Source organism: Butyrivibrio sp. AC2005 (assembly GCF_000424145.1).
Classification (GTDB): Bacteria; Bacillota; Clostridia; order Lachnospirales; family Lachnospiraceae; genus Butyrivibrio.
The window spans coordinates 505,983-523,383 of record NZ_KE384138.1 but is presented as its reverse complement, the minus strand read 5'-3'; the positions used below and the strand labels follow the sequence as shown (position 1 = coordinate 523,383).

16 protein-coding genes are annotated in these 17,401 nt (G+C 42.0%); 15 read left to right on the top strand and 1 reads right to left on the bottom strand.

What is annotated here, in order from left to right; translation table 11 throughout:
- The first annotated feature begins 444 nt into the window (after positions 1 to 444).
- The 9 genes from G602_RS29550 to G602_RS0122310 all read left to right on the top strand — a co-directional run bounded on the left by G602_RS29550 (position 445) and on the right by G602_RS0122310 (position 11,246).
- Entirely contained in the window at positions 445 to 1,737 is a 1,293-nt protein-coding gene (locus G602_RS29550; protein WP_049945420.1) for a sensor histidine kinase, read from the top strand.
- Positions 1,738 to 1,769: 32 nt separating this feature from the next.
- Complete coding sequence (locus G602_RS0122350; RefSeq protein WP_026661015.1) at positions 1,770 to 2,582, top strand: LytR/AlgR family response regulator transcription factor; 813 nt, start codon at positions 1,770 to 1,772, stop codon at positions 2,580 to 2,582.
- A 320-nt stretch (positions 2,583 to 2,902) separates the two neighbouring features.
- Entirely contained in the window at positions 2,903 to 3,925 is a 1,023-nt protein-coding gene (locus G602_RS28080; RefSeq protein WP_049945419.1) for a transporter substrate-binding domain-containing protein, read from the top strand.
- Positions 3,926 to 4,139: 214 nt separating this feature from the next.
- Positions 4,140 to 4,928: an amino acid ABC transporter permease gene (locus tag G602_RS0122335; RefSeq protein ID WP_026661014.1), complete on the top strand. Its 789-nt coding sequence runs from the start codon at positions 4,140 to 4,142 to the stop codon at positions 4,926 to 4,928.
- A complete protein-coding gene (locus tag G602_RS0122330; protein WP_026661012.1) occupies positions 4,912 to 5,688 on the top strand; it encodes an amino acid ABC transporter ATP-binding protein in 777 nt (258 codons plus the stop codon). Before G602_RS0122335 ends, G602_RS0122330 begins: the two co-directional genes overlap by 17 nt.
- A gap of 84 nt (positions 5,689 to 5,772) precedes the next feature.
- Positions 5,773 to 7,317, top strand: coding sequence for a M20 family metallopeptidase (locus G602_RS0122325; RefSeq protein ID WP_026661011.1), 1,545 nt, complete (start codon positions 5,773 to 5,775; stop codon positions 7,315 to 7,317).
- Between the two features lie 105 nt (positions 7,318 to 7,422).
- On the top strand, positions 7,423 to 9,108 hold the full coding sequence (locus G602_RS0122320; RefSeq protein ID WP_026661010.1) for a glycosyltransferase: 1,686 nt from the start codon (positions 7,423 to 7,425) through the stop codon (positions 9,106 to 9,108).
- 371 nt (positions 9,109 to 9,479) lie between these two features.
- Positions 9,480 to 9,812 carry a hypothetical protein gene (locus tag G602_RS0122315; protein WP_022760825.1) on the top strand — a complete coding sequence of 111 codons (333 nt, stop codon included), beginning with the start codon at positions 9,480 to 9,482 and terminating at the stop codon, positions 9,810 to 9,812.
- 156 nt (positions 9,813 to 9,968) lie between these two features.
- Positions 9,969 to 11,246, top strand: coding sequence for a UDP-galactopyranose/dTDP-fucopyranose mutase family protein (locus tag G602_RS0122310; RefSeq protein WP_026661009.1), 1,278 nt, complete (start codon positions 9,969 to 9,971; stop codon positions 11,244 to 11,246).
- Between the two features lie 274 nt (positions 11,247 to 11,520).
- Here the strand turns inward: G602_RS0122310 and fliD are convergent, their stop codons facing one another.
- Complete coding sequence (fliD, locus tag G602_RS0122305) at positions 11,521 to 12,816, bottom strand: flagellar filament capping protein FliD (RefSeq protein ID WP_026661008.1); 1,296 nt, start codon at positions 12,814 to 12,816, stop codon at positions 11,521 to 11,523.
- A gap of 361 nt (positions 12,817 to 13,177) precedes the next feature.
- Between fliD and rpmG the strand changes: the two genes are divergently transcribed.
- The 6 genes from rpmG (at position 13,178) to G602_RS28075 (ending at position 17,130) form a co-directional block, all read left to right on the top strand.
- The gene (rpmG, locus tag G602_RS0122300) at positions 13,178 to 13,327 is read left to right on the top strand and encodes a 50S ribosomal protein L33 (protein ID WP_022760828.1); all 150 of its coding nucleotides are present in this window, start codon (positions 13,178 to 13,180) and stop codon (positions 13,325 to 13,327) included.
- Positions 13,328 to 13,377: 50 nt separating this feature from the next.
- The gene (secE, locus tag G602_RS0122295) at positions 13,378 to 13,596 is read left to right on the top strand and encodes a preprotein translocase subunit SecE (RefSeq protein WP_026661007.1); all 219 of its coding nucleotides are present in this window, start codon (positions 13,378 to 13,380) and stop codon (positions 13,594 to 13,596) included.
- Between the two features lie 135 nt (positions 13,597 to 13,731).
- Positions 13,732 to 14,277: a transcription termination/antitermination protein NusG gene (nusG, locus tag G602_RS0122290; RefSeq protein WP_044933315.1), complete on the top strand. Its 546-nt coding sequence runs from the start codon at positions 13,732 to 13,734 to the stop codon at positions 14,275 to 14,277.
- 186 nt (positions 14,278 to 14,463) lie between these two features.
- Positions 14,464 to 14,889, top strand: coding sequence for a 50S ribosomal protein L11 (gene rplK / locus G602_RS0122285; protein ID WP_026661004.1), 426 nt, complete (start codon positions 14,464 to 14,466; stop codon positions 14,887 to 14,889).
- Between the two features lie 14 nt (positions 14,890 to 14,903).
- Positions 14,904 to 15,593, top strand: coding sequence for a 50S ribosomal protein L1 (rplA, locus tag G602_RS0122280; RefSeq protein WP_026661003.1), 690 nt, complete (start codon positions 14,904 to 14,906; stop codon positions 15,591 to 15,593).
- A 115-nt stretch (positions 15,594 to 15,708) separates the two neighbouring features.
- On the top strand, positions 15,709 to 17,130 hold the full coding sequence (locus G602_RS28075; protein WP_049945418.1) for a CapA family protein: 1,422 nt from the start codon (positions 15,709 to 15,711) through the stop codon (positions 17,128 to 17,130).
- Positions 17,131 to 17,401 lie beyond the last annotated feature (271 nt).

Sequence of the window (17,401 nt, the reverse complement as noted above, 5' to 3'; positions counted from 1 at the left end):
ACGTTAATCATGTCTCAGCCTGTATTTTGACCATTAACTATTAAATTCCGAGGTTTCTGCGGAGCAGAAACTTCCATTTCATAATAAAAAAGCCGGAGTTCTGCGTAGTTGGATGACTTTCATACCTACTCTCTTAGGGGTGGAATTCACTAACTCTTAACAGGACAATGTGAACTCGACTTCTGATTGTCATACGCATTTTTCCGACTTTTGTGCTATTATAGCCGTAAATGTGGATAAAATCCATCATTTTTGTAAAAAGAAAACTCCACCCCGTGGAATTTACTCCTACAAGGTGGAATTTACTCTTACAAAGTGGAATTAACTATTACAAGTCACCAAAATTGTTATATTAAGATTGTGACTTCATAAAACGCAGTGTTTATCGGTATCTGCCGTAAAAGATTTTACAGATAAATTTTGTAAACAAAAGGAAAAAACATCATGGATCATACAATGGATTATTTAAATATAGGAATATCATCATTTCTTCTTGCGATAATATGTATAAAGCTATTCGGTGATATTCATATGAGGAAGGTATCTAATAAAGAGCGACTGCAATTTTCTAAGATGCTTGCTGCTGATGCAATTATGCTGGCTGCGGTTCTTTTGGCAAAAACATTTGTCTGCATATCTACGGATGACAATATGCTGCAGCTTCATCTAAGAATTGCATATTCTATGTATTTTATAGGATTCTACCTGCTGCTTGGTTTTTATTCACTGTATGTTACCTATTATATTTCCAGAATGAGTGGAAAAAATCTGGAAATTCGAGGATTTATTATTCCGCTTATCGTCATATATTCAGCATTTTGGGTCATTTCCCTGTTCAAGGGAGTAGTAGTTTCATATGACGGACATACCTTTGAAAAAGGTGCCCTCTACTTCATCGGACAGGTTGGGGGCTATTCCATCATGCTGTTATCTGTGGTTTACATGATTGTTTACCATCAGTATCTGAAATTCAATAACATTATGAGTCTGCTATCCATTGTATTTTTTCCGCTTATAGGCGTATTTATAAGATCCTTTTTCCCAGGACTTGAGGTTTTACCATATAGCTTTTGCCTGTCACTTGTTTACATGGATAATACCTTCCAATACGAGCAGGAGAGACTTATTCTTGAGCAGGAGGATAAGATATCAAGGGATAGAATCAAGATACTTTTGAGTCAGATTAAGCCCCACTTCTTATATAATGTTCTTAATTCCATATATGTTTTGTGTGAAAAGGACCCCGAAAAAGCGCAGGAAGCCATCGGACGTTTCTCTGATTATTTAAGAGGTAACCTTGGAAGTATAGAACATGCTGAATGTATCACTCTTCAGAAGGAAATGGAGCATGTGACCAATTATCTCAGCCTTGAAAAAATGAGGTTTAGGGATAAACTTACAATAAAGTATGACATAAGGGATGAATTTTTTACCCTTCCTGCACTGTCTGTGCAGCTTCTTGCTGAAAATGCGGTGAAACACGGGATTCACAAAAAAGAGGATGGAGGAACGATACGTATTGAAAGCTTTTCGGAAGAAGACTATTATTATGTTGTTGTCGAGGACGATGGCGTAGGCTTTGATACAAATTCGGTGGAACAGGGTGAAGGACTGCACATAGGCCTTGATAATCTAAGGGAGAGACTTATTACGATGTGCAATGGGCTGCTTATAATTGAGAGTACTGCGGGCGTCGGAACCAAGGCTACCATTAAGATTCCTAAGGGAGAGGAATGAAAAATACAGTTTTTATGTAGAGGGAGATTGCAATGAGGATTATTGCTGTTGATGATGAAGAGCTGGCGCTTGAAGGCTGTATAAGCGCCATTAAAAAAGCTATGCCTTCAGCCGATACACATGGATATACAAGCGGGAAAAAAGCACTGGAAGAAGTCGATGAGATAAATCCACAGATAGCTTTTCTTGATGTTGAGATGAGAACAGAAAATGGAATCAATATTGCAAAGAAGCTACAGGAAAAAAATCCCCGTATCAATATTATTTTTGTCACAGGATATTCTGACTATATGAAAGAGGCCTTTGGACTGTATGCAAGCGGATATATCATGAAGCCTGTTACTGCTGCCAAGGTCAAATCGGAATTCGAACATCTGAGATTCCCTATTACGAATGAAGAAACTGCAAAACAAAATAAACTGCGGGTACACACCTTCGGTGAGTTTGAGGTATTTACTGAAAATGGTGTGCCGCTTGACTTTGTATACAGTAAAACCAGAGAGCTGTTGGCGGTACTTATAGATGCCAACGGTGCCATGAGAACGTTCAATCAGATTATGGAAAAAATCTGGCAGGATGAGGATGATGCAGGAAGTCACAGATCCTATTTGAGAAATCTGTTTGCAGACATGACCCGTATTTTTACAGAGCTTGGATGCTCTGATGCTTTGATCAGAAGACGCGGCGAGGCTGGAATTAATAAAGAGTATTTTGAGTGTGACTATTTTGACTTTCTTGATGGAAAGCGTGAAGACTCAGGCTTTACGGGGGAATACATGAATCAGTACAGCTGGGCGGAGCCGACTCTTGGAAAACTTTTTCAACTTTCTGATGGAATTTGGTAAAAAACGTTTACGAAAACGTTTGAGATTAGCATGAATACTGGGCTTGAACCATGTGACACTTTTGTGACACTAAATGTGAGACAATAAAGTCCCAAATGATTTCCTCTATTATATAGTTCCCTCTATAATAATTAAGGATGAGAGAGGCGCTTGCTTTTGCAGGCGCCTTTTTCATGTCCAAAAATTTACGATTTTCTTGACCTTTTTTAATTTTAGGGTTGATTATATTTAACAAGTGTATTATTATGTAGAAAACAGAGAGAAAAATGTATATTTATGCATAAGCTTTTGCATATATGAATAATAGGAGGACAAATATTATGAAGAAGAAACTTATCGCAGCTATTTTGACAGGTGTAATGACTTTTAGCATGACAGCTTGTGGCGGCTCATCAAATGGTACAGGAGCAGCTACTGAGGCGGAGAGTACAGAGGCAGCAGCTGAAGCAGAGAGCACAGAAGCAGCAGAGACTGACAGTGCAGACGCAGCAGAGAGCACAGAAGCAGCAGAGACTGACAGTGCAGACGCAGCAGAGAGCACAGAAGATGCAGCAGAGGCTGAGAGTACTGAGGAAAGTGCAGCTGGCGCATCAGCAGAGATTACAACCGTAACACCCGGCAAGCTCACAGTAGCAACTTCTCCTGATTTTGCTCCTTATGAGTTTTATGCAGTAGGTGAGGATGGAACTCCTACTCTTGCAGGATTTGACATTGCACTTGCACAGTACATTGCTGATTATCTCGGCCTTGAGCTTGAGGTTGTACCAGTTGATTTTGACGGTGTACTTATGGAGCTTCAGACAAAGGCAGTTGATCTTGGAGTAGCAGGCCTTTCACCCGATCCGAAGCGTGAATCAATCATGGACTTTTCAGATATCTATTATGAAGGCGGACAGTCATTTGTATGCACTCAGGCGAACAAGGACAAGTTTACAAGCCTTGCTGATGTAAACAGTGCTGATATCGAGGTTGGCGCTCAGACAGGTTCTATCCAGGTTGATCTTGCTCAGACCAACAGCCCTGATGCAGAGATCATTCAGCTTACTAAGGTTACAGATATCATCGCTGAGCTTCTTGCAGGAAAGCTTGACGGCGCTTACATCGAGACTGCTGTTGCAGAGAGCTATGCTAAGAATTATCCTGAGCTTTGTGTTGTTCTTGAGGTTCCCTATGACGGAGCAGAAGGTTCCGCTATCGGTGTCAGCAAGGGTAACGATGCTCTTAAGGCAGGCGTAAACGAGGCAATTGCCAAGGCAAAAGAAGAAGGCAAGATGGATGAGTTTGTTGCTACAGCTAACGAGCAGGCAAGCGGAGATATTATTGAAGGACTTCTTGATCAGTAATCAATGGAACAGGGCACTTGGTAAGATTACGAAAAACTTAGTGTGAGATCCAGACGAAAAAGACTCGGAGGTGCATGCATTTCCGGGTCTTGATTTTTGCCTTCAAAAATACAGATTTTCTTTTGTAGAGGGAATTATTATAATAGAATTTGTAATATGTTAATCTATGTTACAATGTAAATAAATTACCAATATTTTGGAGATAAGGGACGATATGGACAGCTTTATTCAGATTGAAAATTTTTCTAAGATTTCGCCCTATGCCAGCCTTTTCTGGCAGGGTATGCTGGTTACGGTTATGCTTTCACTTTTTACCGTGGCCATTGGCTTTATACTTGCGCTTATTCTTTCGGCAATGAGAATGTCGAGATTTTATCCCCTTGCCTTTCTCGGGCTTGATAAGGAAGGACATCAGCGTGAAAAGGGAATAGGGGTGACTATAGGAAAATTCAATCCTCTCGATTTTCTGGCAACCGCATATGTTGAGATTCTAAGATCAACACCTGTAATTGTACAGGTAGCGATTATTTACTACGGCGTGTTCGGAGCGCTTATTGAGCTTCCCAGTTTTACATTCATGGGATTCATTAAATTCGAGCGCTTTTTCCCGGGCGTGGTTGCTCTTGGTATGAACTCGGGTGCATATTTATGCGAGATTATGCGTTCGGGTATTCAGTCAATTGACGGCGGACAGACTGAGGCTGCCAGATCACTTGGTATGAGCCAGTTCCAGAATATGAAGTATATTATTCTTCCGCAGGCTATTAAAAACATTCTCCCTGCTATAGCAAACGAGTTCGTTGTTATCATCAAGGAGTCTGCAATTACTTATACAATTGGTGTGCAGGATATCATGTCAGCAGTAAATGCAGTAAGAGGAGCTACATTCATTATTATCGAACCTCTTCTTGTTGCGACAGCAATATACTTCTGCCTGTGCTTCCCTACAAGTAAAGTGATTGCATATTTTGAAAGGAGGATGAGCCGTGGAGACAAGAGATAAGCTTATCCAGGTTACGGATCTTGAAAAACATTATAATTTCGGAAAAATCAAGGCGCTTGACGGCGTGTCCATAGATATTGACAAGGGCGATGTTATGGTTGTTATCGGACCTTCCGGTAGTGGAAAATCAACCTTTCTTCGTTCTCTGAATCTGCTTGAGGAACCCACAGGCGGAGCGATTCTTTTTGATGATGTTGATATAACAAAGAAAAAATACAAGGATGAAAACGGCAAGTGGGTGAAGGTTGATATTGATCTTCACAGACAAAAGATGGGAATGGTTTTCCAGCACTTTAATCTCTTTCCGCATAAGACAATTATGCAGAATATGATTCTTGCGCCTGTTAAGGTTAAGCATGTTCCTGAGGAGGAGGCTAAGAAAAAGGCTCTTGAGCTTCTCGACCGTGTAGGCCTTAAGGATAGAGCAGATGCATATCCTATTCAGTTGTCGGGTGGACAGAAGCAGCGTATAGCAATTGTCCGTGCACTCATGATGGAGCCTGAGGTTATGCTTTTTGATGAGCCTACTTCAGCTCTTGATCCTGAGATGGTTGGCGAAGTTCTTGATGTTATGAAGCAGCTTGCAAAGGAAGGCATGACCATGGTGGTTGTTACCCATGAGATGGGCTTTGCAAGAGAGGTTGGAAATAGGGTTCTTTTTATGGCTGACGGTAAGCTTCTTGAACACGGAACACCGGAGGAGATTTTTGATCATCCAAAGCATCCCAGACTGCAGGAGTTTCTAAGTAAGGTACTATAATAATATAATCTGTCCTCTGCTTATACACTGGTTGGCAGAGGACTTAGTATATAGAAATAAATATAGTGTTCTATTGGGTGAGATATGACAGAGATTAAGTCAAAAGCGGTTGAAGCAATTGAAAATAAGAAAGACGTAATATGCGATGTTGCAGATAAAATCTGGGAATATGCAGAATTATCCCTGCAGGAATATAAGTCCTGTGATTTATATTGCAAGGTGTGCGAGGAGGAAGGCTTTGAAGTTCAGAAGGGAATCTGTGGTATCCCTACAGCTTTTTCTGCGAGCTTTGGAAGTGGCAGACCTGTAATCGGAATTCTTGCGGAGTATGATGCACTGTCCGGGCTTTCACAGGAGTGTGGCGCGCTTGAGGAGAAACCGCTTATCAATGGCGGAAGCGGACATGGCTGCGGACATAATCTTCTGGGGACAGGTGCACTTGCAGCTGCGATCGGAATTAAAAAGTATTTGGAATTACGTGAAAAATGTGATGCGGGTAGTGAGAAAAGCAGTACCGGAGGTACTGTGATTCTCTATGGCTGTCCCGGTGAAGAGGGCTGTGCATCCAAGGCTTTCATGGCTCGTGATGGTGAGTGGCAAAAGCTTGACGCGGCACTTACCTGGCATCCTGAGGATTGCAACGAGGTTGTAACGGGATCGTCCAATTCCTGTATTCAGGTTCGGTACACTTTTCATGGGATAGCATCTCATGCGTCAGGTGCTCCTGAAAAAGGAAGGAGTGCGCTTGATGCTGTAGAGCTAATGAATATAGGCGTGCAATTTTTGCGTGAACATATGGGAGATAAGGCACGTGTACATTATGCAATAACGGATGCGGGCGGTGTGAGTCCCAATGTGGTTCAGCCCAGGGCACAGGTTCTTTACATGGTTCGTTCAAATCATGTGGCAGAGGCAGTTGAATTGCAGAACCGTGTTGATAAGATTGCAGAAGGCGCTGCACTTATGACGGAGACTACATTTGACAGGAAGTTTGTTGATGGCCTTTCGGACACGGTGACAAACCGCGTGCTTGAGAAGGTTTTATATGAAAACTTCGAGGAGCTTGGAGTACCTTCCTATACTGAGGAAGAGCTTTCCTTTGCGGAAAAGCTTGCAGCGACTTACGAAGGAAATGATGCAGCGCCGGGGCTGGGTTCTGCTTTTGATGCGGATTATGCTGAGGCGGCGCAGAAAATGAGAGCTCAGTTTAATTCTTCTCATGTGAATCCGGGTGCAGCTTTAGAGAATCCGGGAAATTGTGAGTGTGATGAAGAATTCAAAAGTACGGTAGGAGGAATGAATGGCTTTCTTCTTCCACATTTTATGGGAGAAGCCTTTGAGCCCGGATCAACTGATGTTGGTGATGTTAGCTGGAATTGTCCGACAGCACAGATTCATGTGGCGGCCTGGCCAAATGGGTGCCCTGGTCACAGCTGGCAGAATGTGTCATCTGCCGGAACCGGTATTGGGCATAAGGCAGCGGTTCATGCAGGAAAAGTTATGTGTGCTGCGGCTATAGATTTGTTTGAGAATCAGGAGCTTATTGCCGAAGCAAAGGCTGAATTTATGAAAAGAACTGCTTCGGGATATGTTTGTCCTATTCCCGAGGAGGCGGTTGCTGAAGTGTGAAATAATTGCAAGAATGCCTGGGGGATGCAGAGAATTGACGTCTTGACGTATTGTTTTGTATAATATAATGATAAGAAGATTTCTTATTATTAGGTGGGGGACAATATGAAAGTACATGCCATCAAGGAACAACGTGAATCCGCAGAATCCTTCATTTTACGTGCGGGAGAGTTTGAGCAGCAGGGCAGCAGTGTGGATGAATATGCTGTGCTGATTGAGGGGCTTCGCGCCCATTTTGATAATTACGAATTATATTTTATGCTTGGTCTGTATTATCGGTATCGAAATGCAGACCAGGCATTTTTGTGTTTTGAGAATGCACTCCATTACTGCGATGAACCGGAGGATGAGAAGGTTATCCGCGAGGCGATGGAGGATGTCCGGGACAGAGCAAGAGTAAGGGGGACGTCCATTGTGATTGTTTCCTATAACGATCTTGAGCTTTGCAGGGAATGTCTGCGCGCCATCAGAAGATACTGCCAGACTGACAGCTATGAGGTAATAGTTGTAGATAATGCCTCTACGGATGAAGAGGTTCTGCGTTATTTGCGGGAACAGGCAGAAAATGACAAGCACATTAGTCTTATAGAGAATGAAAAGAATGAGGGATTTCCAAGAGGGTGCAATATAGGGCTTGGCGCTGCTAATCCTGAAAATGACGTATTTTTCCTTAATAATGATGCTGTCATCATGCCAAATGCGCTGTTCTGGCTGAAGATGGGATTGTATTCCGATAAGCGAAATGGGGCAGCAGGTGCTGTGACAAACTGTGCTCCGTCGCAGGAGGTTTCCATGGAGTCAGTGGAACCCTATCTGAAAAAGGCGGCTGTGGATGAATCCAGACCACTTGTGGGACTGGATGCAAGTGTGATAGATATTTCCGGGAAACATAAAAAAGAAGATGAAGGAATTTCGGCTGAAGATGATGGCAGAGGTGCGGAGGAAAAAGCAAAATGTAGCATGCAGGAGCACCGCTGGTGGCGAACAATCAGTCTTGATACGGCACTTGATACTGCCAAGAGATATGCTAAGGATCACAATGTTCCGATGTGGAATCCTATAGAGGTAAGATGCAGGCTCACAGGTTTTGCTGTGCTGATCAGGCGAGAAGCTGTTGAGGGCATCTTGTTATCTGAGAGTGCTTCAGGTGGCCACGAAGGTAATTGCAACGAGACGGTGGAAAAGAAAGGAATGCTTTTTGACGAGCGCTTTACTCCCGGCTACTTTGAGGACGACGATCTCGGAATACGCCTTTGCCTTTCAGGATGGAGACAGATTCTTTGCCATAACGCATTTATCTATCACCATGGTGGTAGTGGATTCACCGGTAAAAATGATGCCATGGAAGTGGGGAGAGAGAAATTTAAGGAGAAGTGGGGATTTGATATATGGAATTACACACTTCCGGAAGATGAGAAAATAGCAGCACTTATGAAGGCTATTTCTGAGAGTGATGTTCATGAAAAGCTCTATAACCGGGTTCTTCGGATTTTGGATATAAGTGCAGGTATGGGAACTACTCTCTCTGCTATAAAGTATCAGATGCCAGACAGCTTTACTGCCGGAATTACGGGGGCGGATGTATTTGCCGGGCTTTGCAAATATATGGCGGATGATATGATAGCCGGAGACCCGGAACTTGTGACTTTTCCCTGGCCGGAGCACAGCTTTGACTACATCCTTGTCGGTGATGCGGCTGCCGCTTGTGAGAAACCGGAGCAACTTCTTGGGAAACTTAAGACATATTTGAAAGAAAATGGCAGACTGTTAAATGCTGTTACGGAAACGTGATAACTTTTAAATACGAAAAAACGAAAAAATAATTCAAAATATTTTCAAAAATTTGAATGTAATTTCGTTAAATATTTTGAAATTTTCTAATTTTTCTAAAATTTCATTTTGAGTATTGTCGACTGAGTGAGACTTTCAGAAACGAAAAAATGTGCATGGGTTTTGGGCAAGATATAAAATGTTCAGAATCCATGCACTTTTTGGCATTATGTCCAAAAAACGCTGATAAATTTATTGAATTTTATTATAAAATTTAAGAAAAAAATAAGTGACGAAAAACCGTTCATAAGGTATACTTGAAACTGCTACAAAATGACGCAATAACATTTAGTGTCTTTTTTGCGGAGAGTAATTGGATAGGAGGTAAAGAAATGACAAAGGCTGAAATACTTAAAAGAGAAATTTTAGCGCAGTACAAGAGTGTCAGACAGTTTGCGATAGACATGTCGATTCCATATAGTACATTGGTTACAGCATTGGACAGAGGTATAGAAGGTATGGCATATGGTACGGTTATTCGTATGTGCGATAAGCTTAACCTTAATCCTGTTGATTTCAGTACACTTGAAAAGGGGACTGATCTTGGAAATAAGATTGTTGAGAACCGTGTAATGCAGCAGTATGTTAAACTTAACAAGGTTGGACGTAAAAAGGTTCTTGATTACATGAGTGACATGACAGCGCTTGAGAAATATCAGGCATAAGATATATAGTAAGAAAAATTAACGGCTCCCGGAAGTTATGCTTTCCGGGAGCTGTTTTGATATGGCGATTTTTATGGTACAATTTTACATAACACATGACTTCTTGGATGAAAACCGAAAAGGCAAATAAGAAGTCATTCATTTATGGAGGATATAATGAAGTACGATTATTTGATAGTTGGGGCAGGATTATTTGGCTGTGTCTTTGCTCATGAGATGGCAAGAGCGGGCAAAAATGTCCTGGTTATAGACAAGAGAGCGCACATTGGCGGTAACATTTATACTGAAAATCGCATGGGAATTAATGTACATATGTATGGGGCGCACATTTTTCATACATCAGATAAGAAGGTTTGGGAGTACATTAACAGATTTACTGAGTTTAATCAGTATATAAATTCCCCTGTGGCGGTTTTCCATGATGAGCTCTATAATCTTCCTTTTAATATGAATACATTCAGCAAGCTTTGGGGAATTCGCACTCCCGATGAGGCTCGTGCTATTATCGATGAGCAGGCCCAAAAGGAAGTAAAGCGCATTCTCAAGGAGCGTGCGGCAAACGGGGATGAGTCAGCGGCTGAAGCACTTGACGTGGCAGCAGCAAGCGGGCAGGACATTCGCGAGGGCTTTGAAGCAGCCAACCTTGAGGAGCAGGGACTTTCACTTGCGGGTCGCGATGTTTTTGAAAAGCTTGTTAAGGGCTACACAGAGAAGCAGTGGGGAAAAGACTGCAAGGAGCTTCCTGCATTTATAATAAGAAGACTTCCTTTTAGATTTGTTTACGACAACAATTATTTCAATGACAGATATCAGGGAATACCTATCGGCGGTTACACTTCTATAATAAAGAAGCTTCTCCTTCAGGAGACTGCTGATAGTGCAGATGAAAACAGTATGAGCGGCAGTATTACCGTAAAGACCGAGACTGAATTCCGTGATTTTGTGAAAATGGATGGGGATGTGCCCGCCAAGCCTTTTGCTTCTGTGGATGGCGACAGCTTTAATAAGATCCTCTACACAGGAATGATTGATGAGTTCTTCGGATACAAGCTCGGCAATCTGGAGTACAGATCGCTTAGATTTGAGACAAAGGATCTTCCGGACGTGGACAACTATCAGGGTAATGCGGTTGTGAACTACACAGAGCGCGACATTCCTTATACCAGAATTATTGAGCATAAGCATTTTGAATTCGGCCAGGGAAAAGGAACGATTATCACAAGAGAGTATCCTGCAGACTGGAAGCCCGGTGATGAGCCATATTATCCGATGAATGATGATAAGAACAATTCACTGTTCGCCGAGTACAAAAAACTTGCTGATGAATTCGGTGATGTATTATTCGGTGGACGCCTGGGCCAGTACAAATACTACAATATGGATCAGGTTATCGGCGCCGCATTAGACATGGCAGATTCCACCTTGAAATGCTGAATTTATGAAAATACTAAGTGAAAAATGATATACTCCGAATAAATCGATTATGCGTGAGCAGCATACCTTGAATTGCTGAATTTGGTATGAATAATATGTAAGTGAAAAGGGATATAGTCAGATTAAATCGATTATGCACGAAGTGCGTGCCTCGATCTGCTGAATTTATGAAAATACTAAGTGAAAAATGATATACTCCGAATAAATCGATTATGCGTAAGCAACGAGATTTATTCGGAGTATATGGTTTTGAACGTATTATTCATAAAAAGGTTCAGCAGTAATTATTGAACATCATCCCACTATATTCGCTGGTAATATATGGCGACGGATTGTCCCCTCCATGAGGATCCTTATAGTTGAAAACCGGCCTTTCCACATATTTCATGGGATCGATGGAAATCTCATCCGTTTTCGTTACAAGGGCTTTGGCGAAATCCTTAAGAGGTGTGATTATTTCTGCCGGTGGCTCAGCTCCGGATTTTTCTCTTAGTAGCTGAGCGTTGTAATCTATTCGGCCGTCTTCTTTTAGTGATATTCCGTATGCAGAAGTTCCTTTCAGGTGACTTTCAGCTATCTGAACTGTTTCTCCTACAAGCTTGGTGTTCTTGATGCCGGTGCTCTGAACATTGCTTATACTGTCTATGAAGCCGTTGTAACCATTGACCAGTGACCGTACATTTTCAATAAGAGCATCGCTTTCGTTTTTGACACCGATAGTAACAGGCGAGCCTTCTTCAGTCGGGGCTCTCAGGGTTATTTCAAACTCATTACCTACAGTGAATCTGTTGGAAGAGGAGCTGTGTTCTGTTCCGTTTAAGGAAAAGCGTGCATTTGTCGGTTCCTGAGCTATCAGGTTGAGACCGAAATATGATACGCTTCCTCCATTTTCAAAGTTTCGGGATTCTGCTATTTCGAATCTATGGTTTTGTCCGGGTTTAAGACCTGTATCACTAGAACCTATGATAAGTGTGCTTTTTCCATCAGCACTTTCCTGCATTCCGGCAATGAGACCAACACCTGCTTTATTAATCAGACGTGAGAGCTTTGCCTGAATGTCGTGGTTGGTATCGCCGTCCCTTATGCTGTACTGGAATTCATATTCGTGACCGTTTATTCCTACATTAAAAGCGTAGCTTCCTTTCGGGAGATCAACCGTTTCATCCGGAACAAGGAAGTGGCCGGCATTTATCTGGTTGGTTGCCAGGTGGCTGACTTCCATATTGAATTCGGATGTTCCGCTACTGCCTTTTCCGACATATTCAACGGAAACTTTTTCAGGATCCGATGACACTGCGGATTTTTTACCAAGAGAAGCACTTTCTTCATTATTTATATTTTCAAGCTGGCTTTTTAGTGCCCGGGCATGCTCTTTAATACCCACGGCCTCAGCCTGAGCATAGTCATCCTGTTTTAAAACATGAAGAGGGGATTCTTTATTGATCCTTGCAATAGATTTGTAGACATTCTGCAGTTCGCTCTTTTTGTGCTTGTCTACATTTGCATTCTCTTTGGCGACGTATGTCGACGCGAAATGATTATAAGCTTCATGAATACCAATGCCTGCCATGCTGCCCCTCCTTTCTTCCTTGATGTCGTGCGAGTGCTTCTGCCAATCCATTGGCAACCGACACGAGGGCATACAAAGACATGTTTTATTACTATAACAGTATCATCCGCTAGGCAATAGCGTCAATTAAAAAAGTATAAACATATTATTAAATAAAAAATATGCTATAATATAGAAGAAACACATGACCGATAAAAGAATTTTCAGAGCATCTTATACTGCTTACCCGGCTCTGAAAAAACATGTTGACTAGTAAACTGACCTATGCTATATTATACAAGCGACAGAAAATTTAGGTCTTTTTTTTATGCCTTAAAATAAGGACATAAAATCGATAGAACAACGCACGGAGGAATGAACAATGCGTACAAGAATCACACTTGCTTGCACAGAGTGCAAAAACCGTAACTATGACACAACAAAGGATAAGAAGACTCATCCCGACAGAATGGAAATCAAGAAGTACTGCCCTTTCTGCAAGAAGCACACACCGCACAAGGAGACAAAGTAATTCCATTTTAGTATGGAGGAAGTCCTTGAGTTGAAGGGAGTTTAGTTGATATGAGCGAAAATAATGCTACTAAAACCGCACAGGAGAGCAAAGTATCTTCTTTTATTAAGGGTGTTAAGGCTGAGTTCAATAAGATCATGTGGCCTTCAAGAGAAGATATTACAAAGCAGACAACTGCTGTTGTAATTATTTCCGTAATTATCGGTGCTCTTATAGCTGTGTTTGATTATGCTTTTGGTTATCTTATTAATTTCATAACCAAGATTTGATAAAGGAGTATTATGGCAGAAGAGATGCAGAATGAAAATGAACTCGATCTGACTTTGGACTCTGTTGAAGAGGAGAATGTGCAGGCAACTGATGAAGTTGCAGAAGCTGCTACAGAAGTGACTGCTGAGATGAGCATGGAATCTTCAGAAGCTCCGATTCACCAAAACGCTCACTGGTATGTTGTTCATACATATTCAGGCTATGAGATGAAGGTTAAAGCTAACCTTGAGAAGACTATTGAGAATCGTCATCTGGAAAACCAGATATTTGAGGTTCGTGTGCCGCTTCAGGATGTTGTTGAGATGAAGAATGGTGCGCGCAAAACAGTTAGCCGTAAGATGTTCCCCGGTTATGTCCTTGTTAACATGGATATGAACGACGAGACATGGTATGTTGTCCGCAACACCAGAGGTGTTACAGGATTTGTGGGACCCGGAAGTAAGCCGGTACCGCTGTCAGATGCTGAGATTAAGCCTCTTGGAATCAAGACTGAGAATATGTCTGTTGATTTCGGCGTGGGCGATGAGATTGCAGTAGTTGCCGGCGTTTGGAATGGTACAGTTGGTATCGTACAGCGTATGGACTTCGGTAAGCAGAGTGCTACTATCAATGTTAATCTGTTTGGTAGAGAGACACCTGTTGAGATTGGATTTACAGAAGTTCGCAAGGTAACAAGCTAATTGATAAAAAACAATTGGTATATCGTAGATTTATCTACTATATATAGATGGGTTGAAATTAAGATATTTCAATTCATGGGAACTGGAGTGGGAGCATTTGTGTATAGCATTTGCCAAGCTTTTTGGCCAGTGCGGTAGTATACACTCGGAATGCGCCTGACCACATTATTTCTAGGAGGTGCCATTATGGCAAAGAAAGTCGAAGGATACATTAAGTTACAGATCCAGGCTGGTAAAGCAACACCAGCACCGCCGGTTGGTCCGGCTCTTGGTCAGCACGGTGTTAACATCGTTGAATTCACAAAGCAGTTCAACGCTAAGACAGCTGACAAGGGTGATGTCATCATTCCTGTTGTCATCACAGTTTATGCAGACAGAAGTTTCACATTCATCACAAAGACTCCGCCTGCAGCAGTTCTTCTTAAGAAGGCTTGTAACCTTCAGAAGGCTTCCGGTGTTCCGAACAAGAACAAGGTTGCTAAGATTTCTAAAGACAAGATCAGAGAGATCGCAGAGACAAAGATGCCTGACCTGAATGCAGTTGATATCGAGGGTGCTATGAGCATGATCGCTGGTACTGCACGCAGCATGGGTATTGTAGTAGAAGACTGACGGAGGGCTAAGAGATGAAACACGGAAAGAAGTATGTTGAAGCTGCTAAGCTCATTGATAGAGCACAGCAGTATGAAGCTGCAGAAGCAATCTCTTTAGTTAAGAAGTCTGCTACTGCAAAATTTGATGAGACTGTTGAAGTACACATTCGTACAAGCTGCGACGGTCGTCATGCGGATCAGCAGATCCGTGGTGCGGTTGTTCTTCCGCACGGAACAGGTAAAACTGTTAAGGTTCTTGTATTTGCAAAGGGAACAAAGCTTGACGAGGCACAGGCTGCCGGCGCTGACCATGTAGGTGGCGAGGAGCTTATTCCTAAGATTCAGAACGAAGGTTGGCTTGACTTTGACGTTGTAGTTGCTACACCTGATATGATGGGTGTTGTAGGACGTCTTGGTAAGGTTCTCGGACCTAAGGGTCTTATGCCTAACCCGAAGGCTGGTACAGTAACAATGGATGTTACAAAGGCTATCAACGATATCAAGGCTGGTAAGATTGAGTACCGTCTTGACAAGGCTAACATCATCCACTGCCCTATCGGAAAGGCATCTTTCTCAGAAGAGCAGCTTGAGCAGAACTACACAGCTCTCATGGAAGCTATCGTAAAGGCTAAGCCTGCAACTGTTAAGGGTCAGTACCTTAAGAGCATTTCACTTGCTACAACAATGGGACCTGGTGTCAAGGTTGTATCAAACAAGTATTAATTCTGAATTAGTATAGTGTGAACTAAATGGCTGTTATGCAAAATGTGCATAACAGCCATTTTTGTGCTATTCTTAATACGGGGAGACGGAGAAGAATAACTCTCCGTAAAGGATTATGAAAAAAGATTTATATGATGAAAAAGATGACAGCAGTATTTATTTAGCAAATGTAAACGGAGTAGTCATAGCTTTCGTGTGTGCGTTTTTGCTGACAATCACAGTGGGAGCGGTGGTTCTTTGTTCTATAGCTGCAAAAAAACCATCAAATGTAAATAATGCCGGGAGCAGTATAACAGAAATTGAAGAAGATTCAAGAATGCCATTGGCTGAAAAAATAGTTAATGAGACTGTTCGGGTTCCGGGTGCTACAAAAATAGATACCGGGCAGACATCAGATGAAATAAATACTAAGGATGCTGTAACTGAAAGTGTCAAAGACACTGAAAGTACAGAAAACATCGACGTAGCTGAAGCGACAACACCTGGTGACACCGATGTTGTCGATGAAAATAACAGTAACAGCGATACTCAGAATAATGCCATAACAGATCCAAAGTGGGAGCACGCTTTGACTCCGGCCAATCAGGAATATGTTTCCATGGCCTTTGCAGGAGATATTCTCTTTGATCCCAATTATGCGATTATGAACAAAATACGCCAAAATGGAGGCGGAATTGAAGGTGTGATAGGTGGAAGCCTTTTATCATATATGAGAAGTGCTGACATCATGGTAGTGAATAATGAGTTTCCGTATTCCTACAGGGGTGCTCCAACAGAGGGGAAAACATTCACCTTCAGAGCTGATCCATCATCGGCAGAGCTCCTTAATCAGATGGGAGTAGACGTAGCCACACTTGCAAATAATCATGCATATGATTATGGCGAGGCAGCTCTTTTGGATACGCTTGAAACAATTGATAATGTTGGCGTTGCCAGAATAGGAGCGGGCGCTAATTTAGAAGAGGCATCTCACCCCGTATATTATCTTTCTGATAATGGTGTGAAGATTGCAATTATTTCTGCAACAGAGATAGAAAGAATTGATAATCCTGATACAAAAGGGGCAACGGATAATTCTCCCGGTGTTTTCAGATGTCTTAATATTGATAAACTGCTTAGCAGGATTAAAGAGGCAAAGGCTACGGGTGCTTTTGTTATTGTTTGCATCCACTGGGGAACAGAGAATCAGGAGGCTATTGACTGGTGGCAACAAAAGCAGGGACCTGAAATTGTTGAAGCCGGCGCAGATATGATTGTGGGGGCACATCCGCATATCCTGCAGAAAATAGGATATATTAACGGGGTTCCGGTTATCTATAGTCTTGGTAATTTCCTCTTTAATTCCAGGGAACTTGAGACAGGTTTGCTTCGCGCAAATATCTACAAGGATGGTCAGGTGAAGCTTCAGTTTATTCCGGCTATTCAAAGTGGATGCACAGTTTCAGAAGCCACCGGCGAGCGCAAGACAGCAGTTTTGAACCATATGCGCCAGATGTCAGACGGCATATCCATAGATGATGAGGGCTACGTACAGTAATATCAATTGTACGGCCTCTATATAGTTTAATTATCCCTCGGACAAAGGAATGTTACGATAAGATATGACATGATTATCTCCTGACTACAATGGTTGGACAAAATGGAATTCATTACACATTGTATTGTAATACTGATAATAAATACTCTTATACCAATAAAGTTAGGTCGCGGGCATATATGTCCAGACTCGATCGATTATAAGCTTGCTTAACGAGATCGAGAATGGATATATATGCCCGCGACCGTATTATTATGTATATACCCACAAT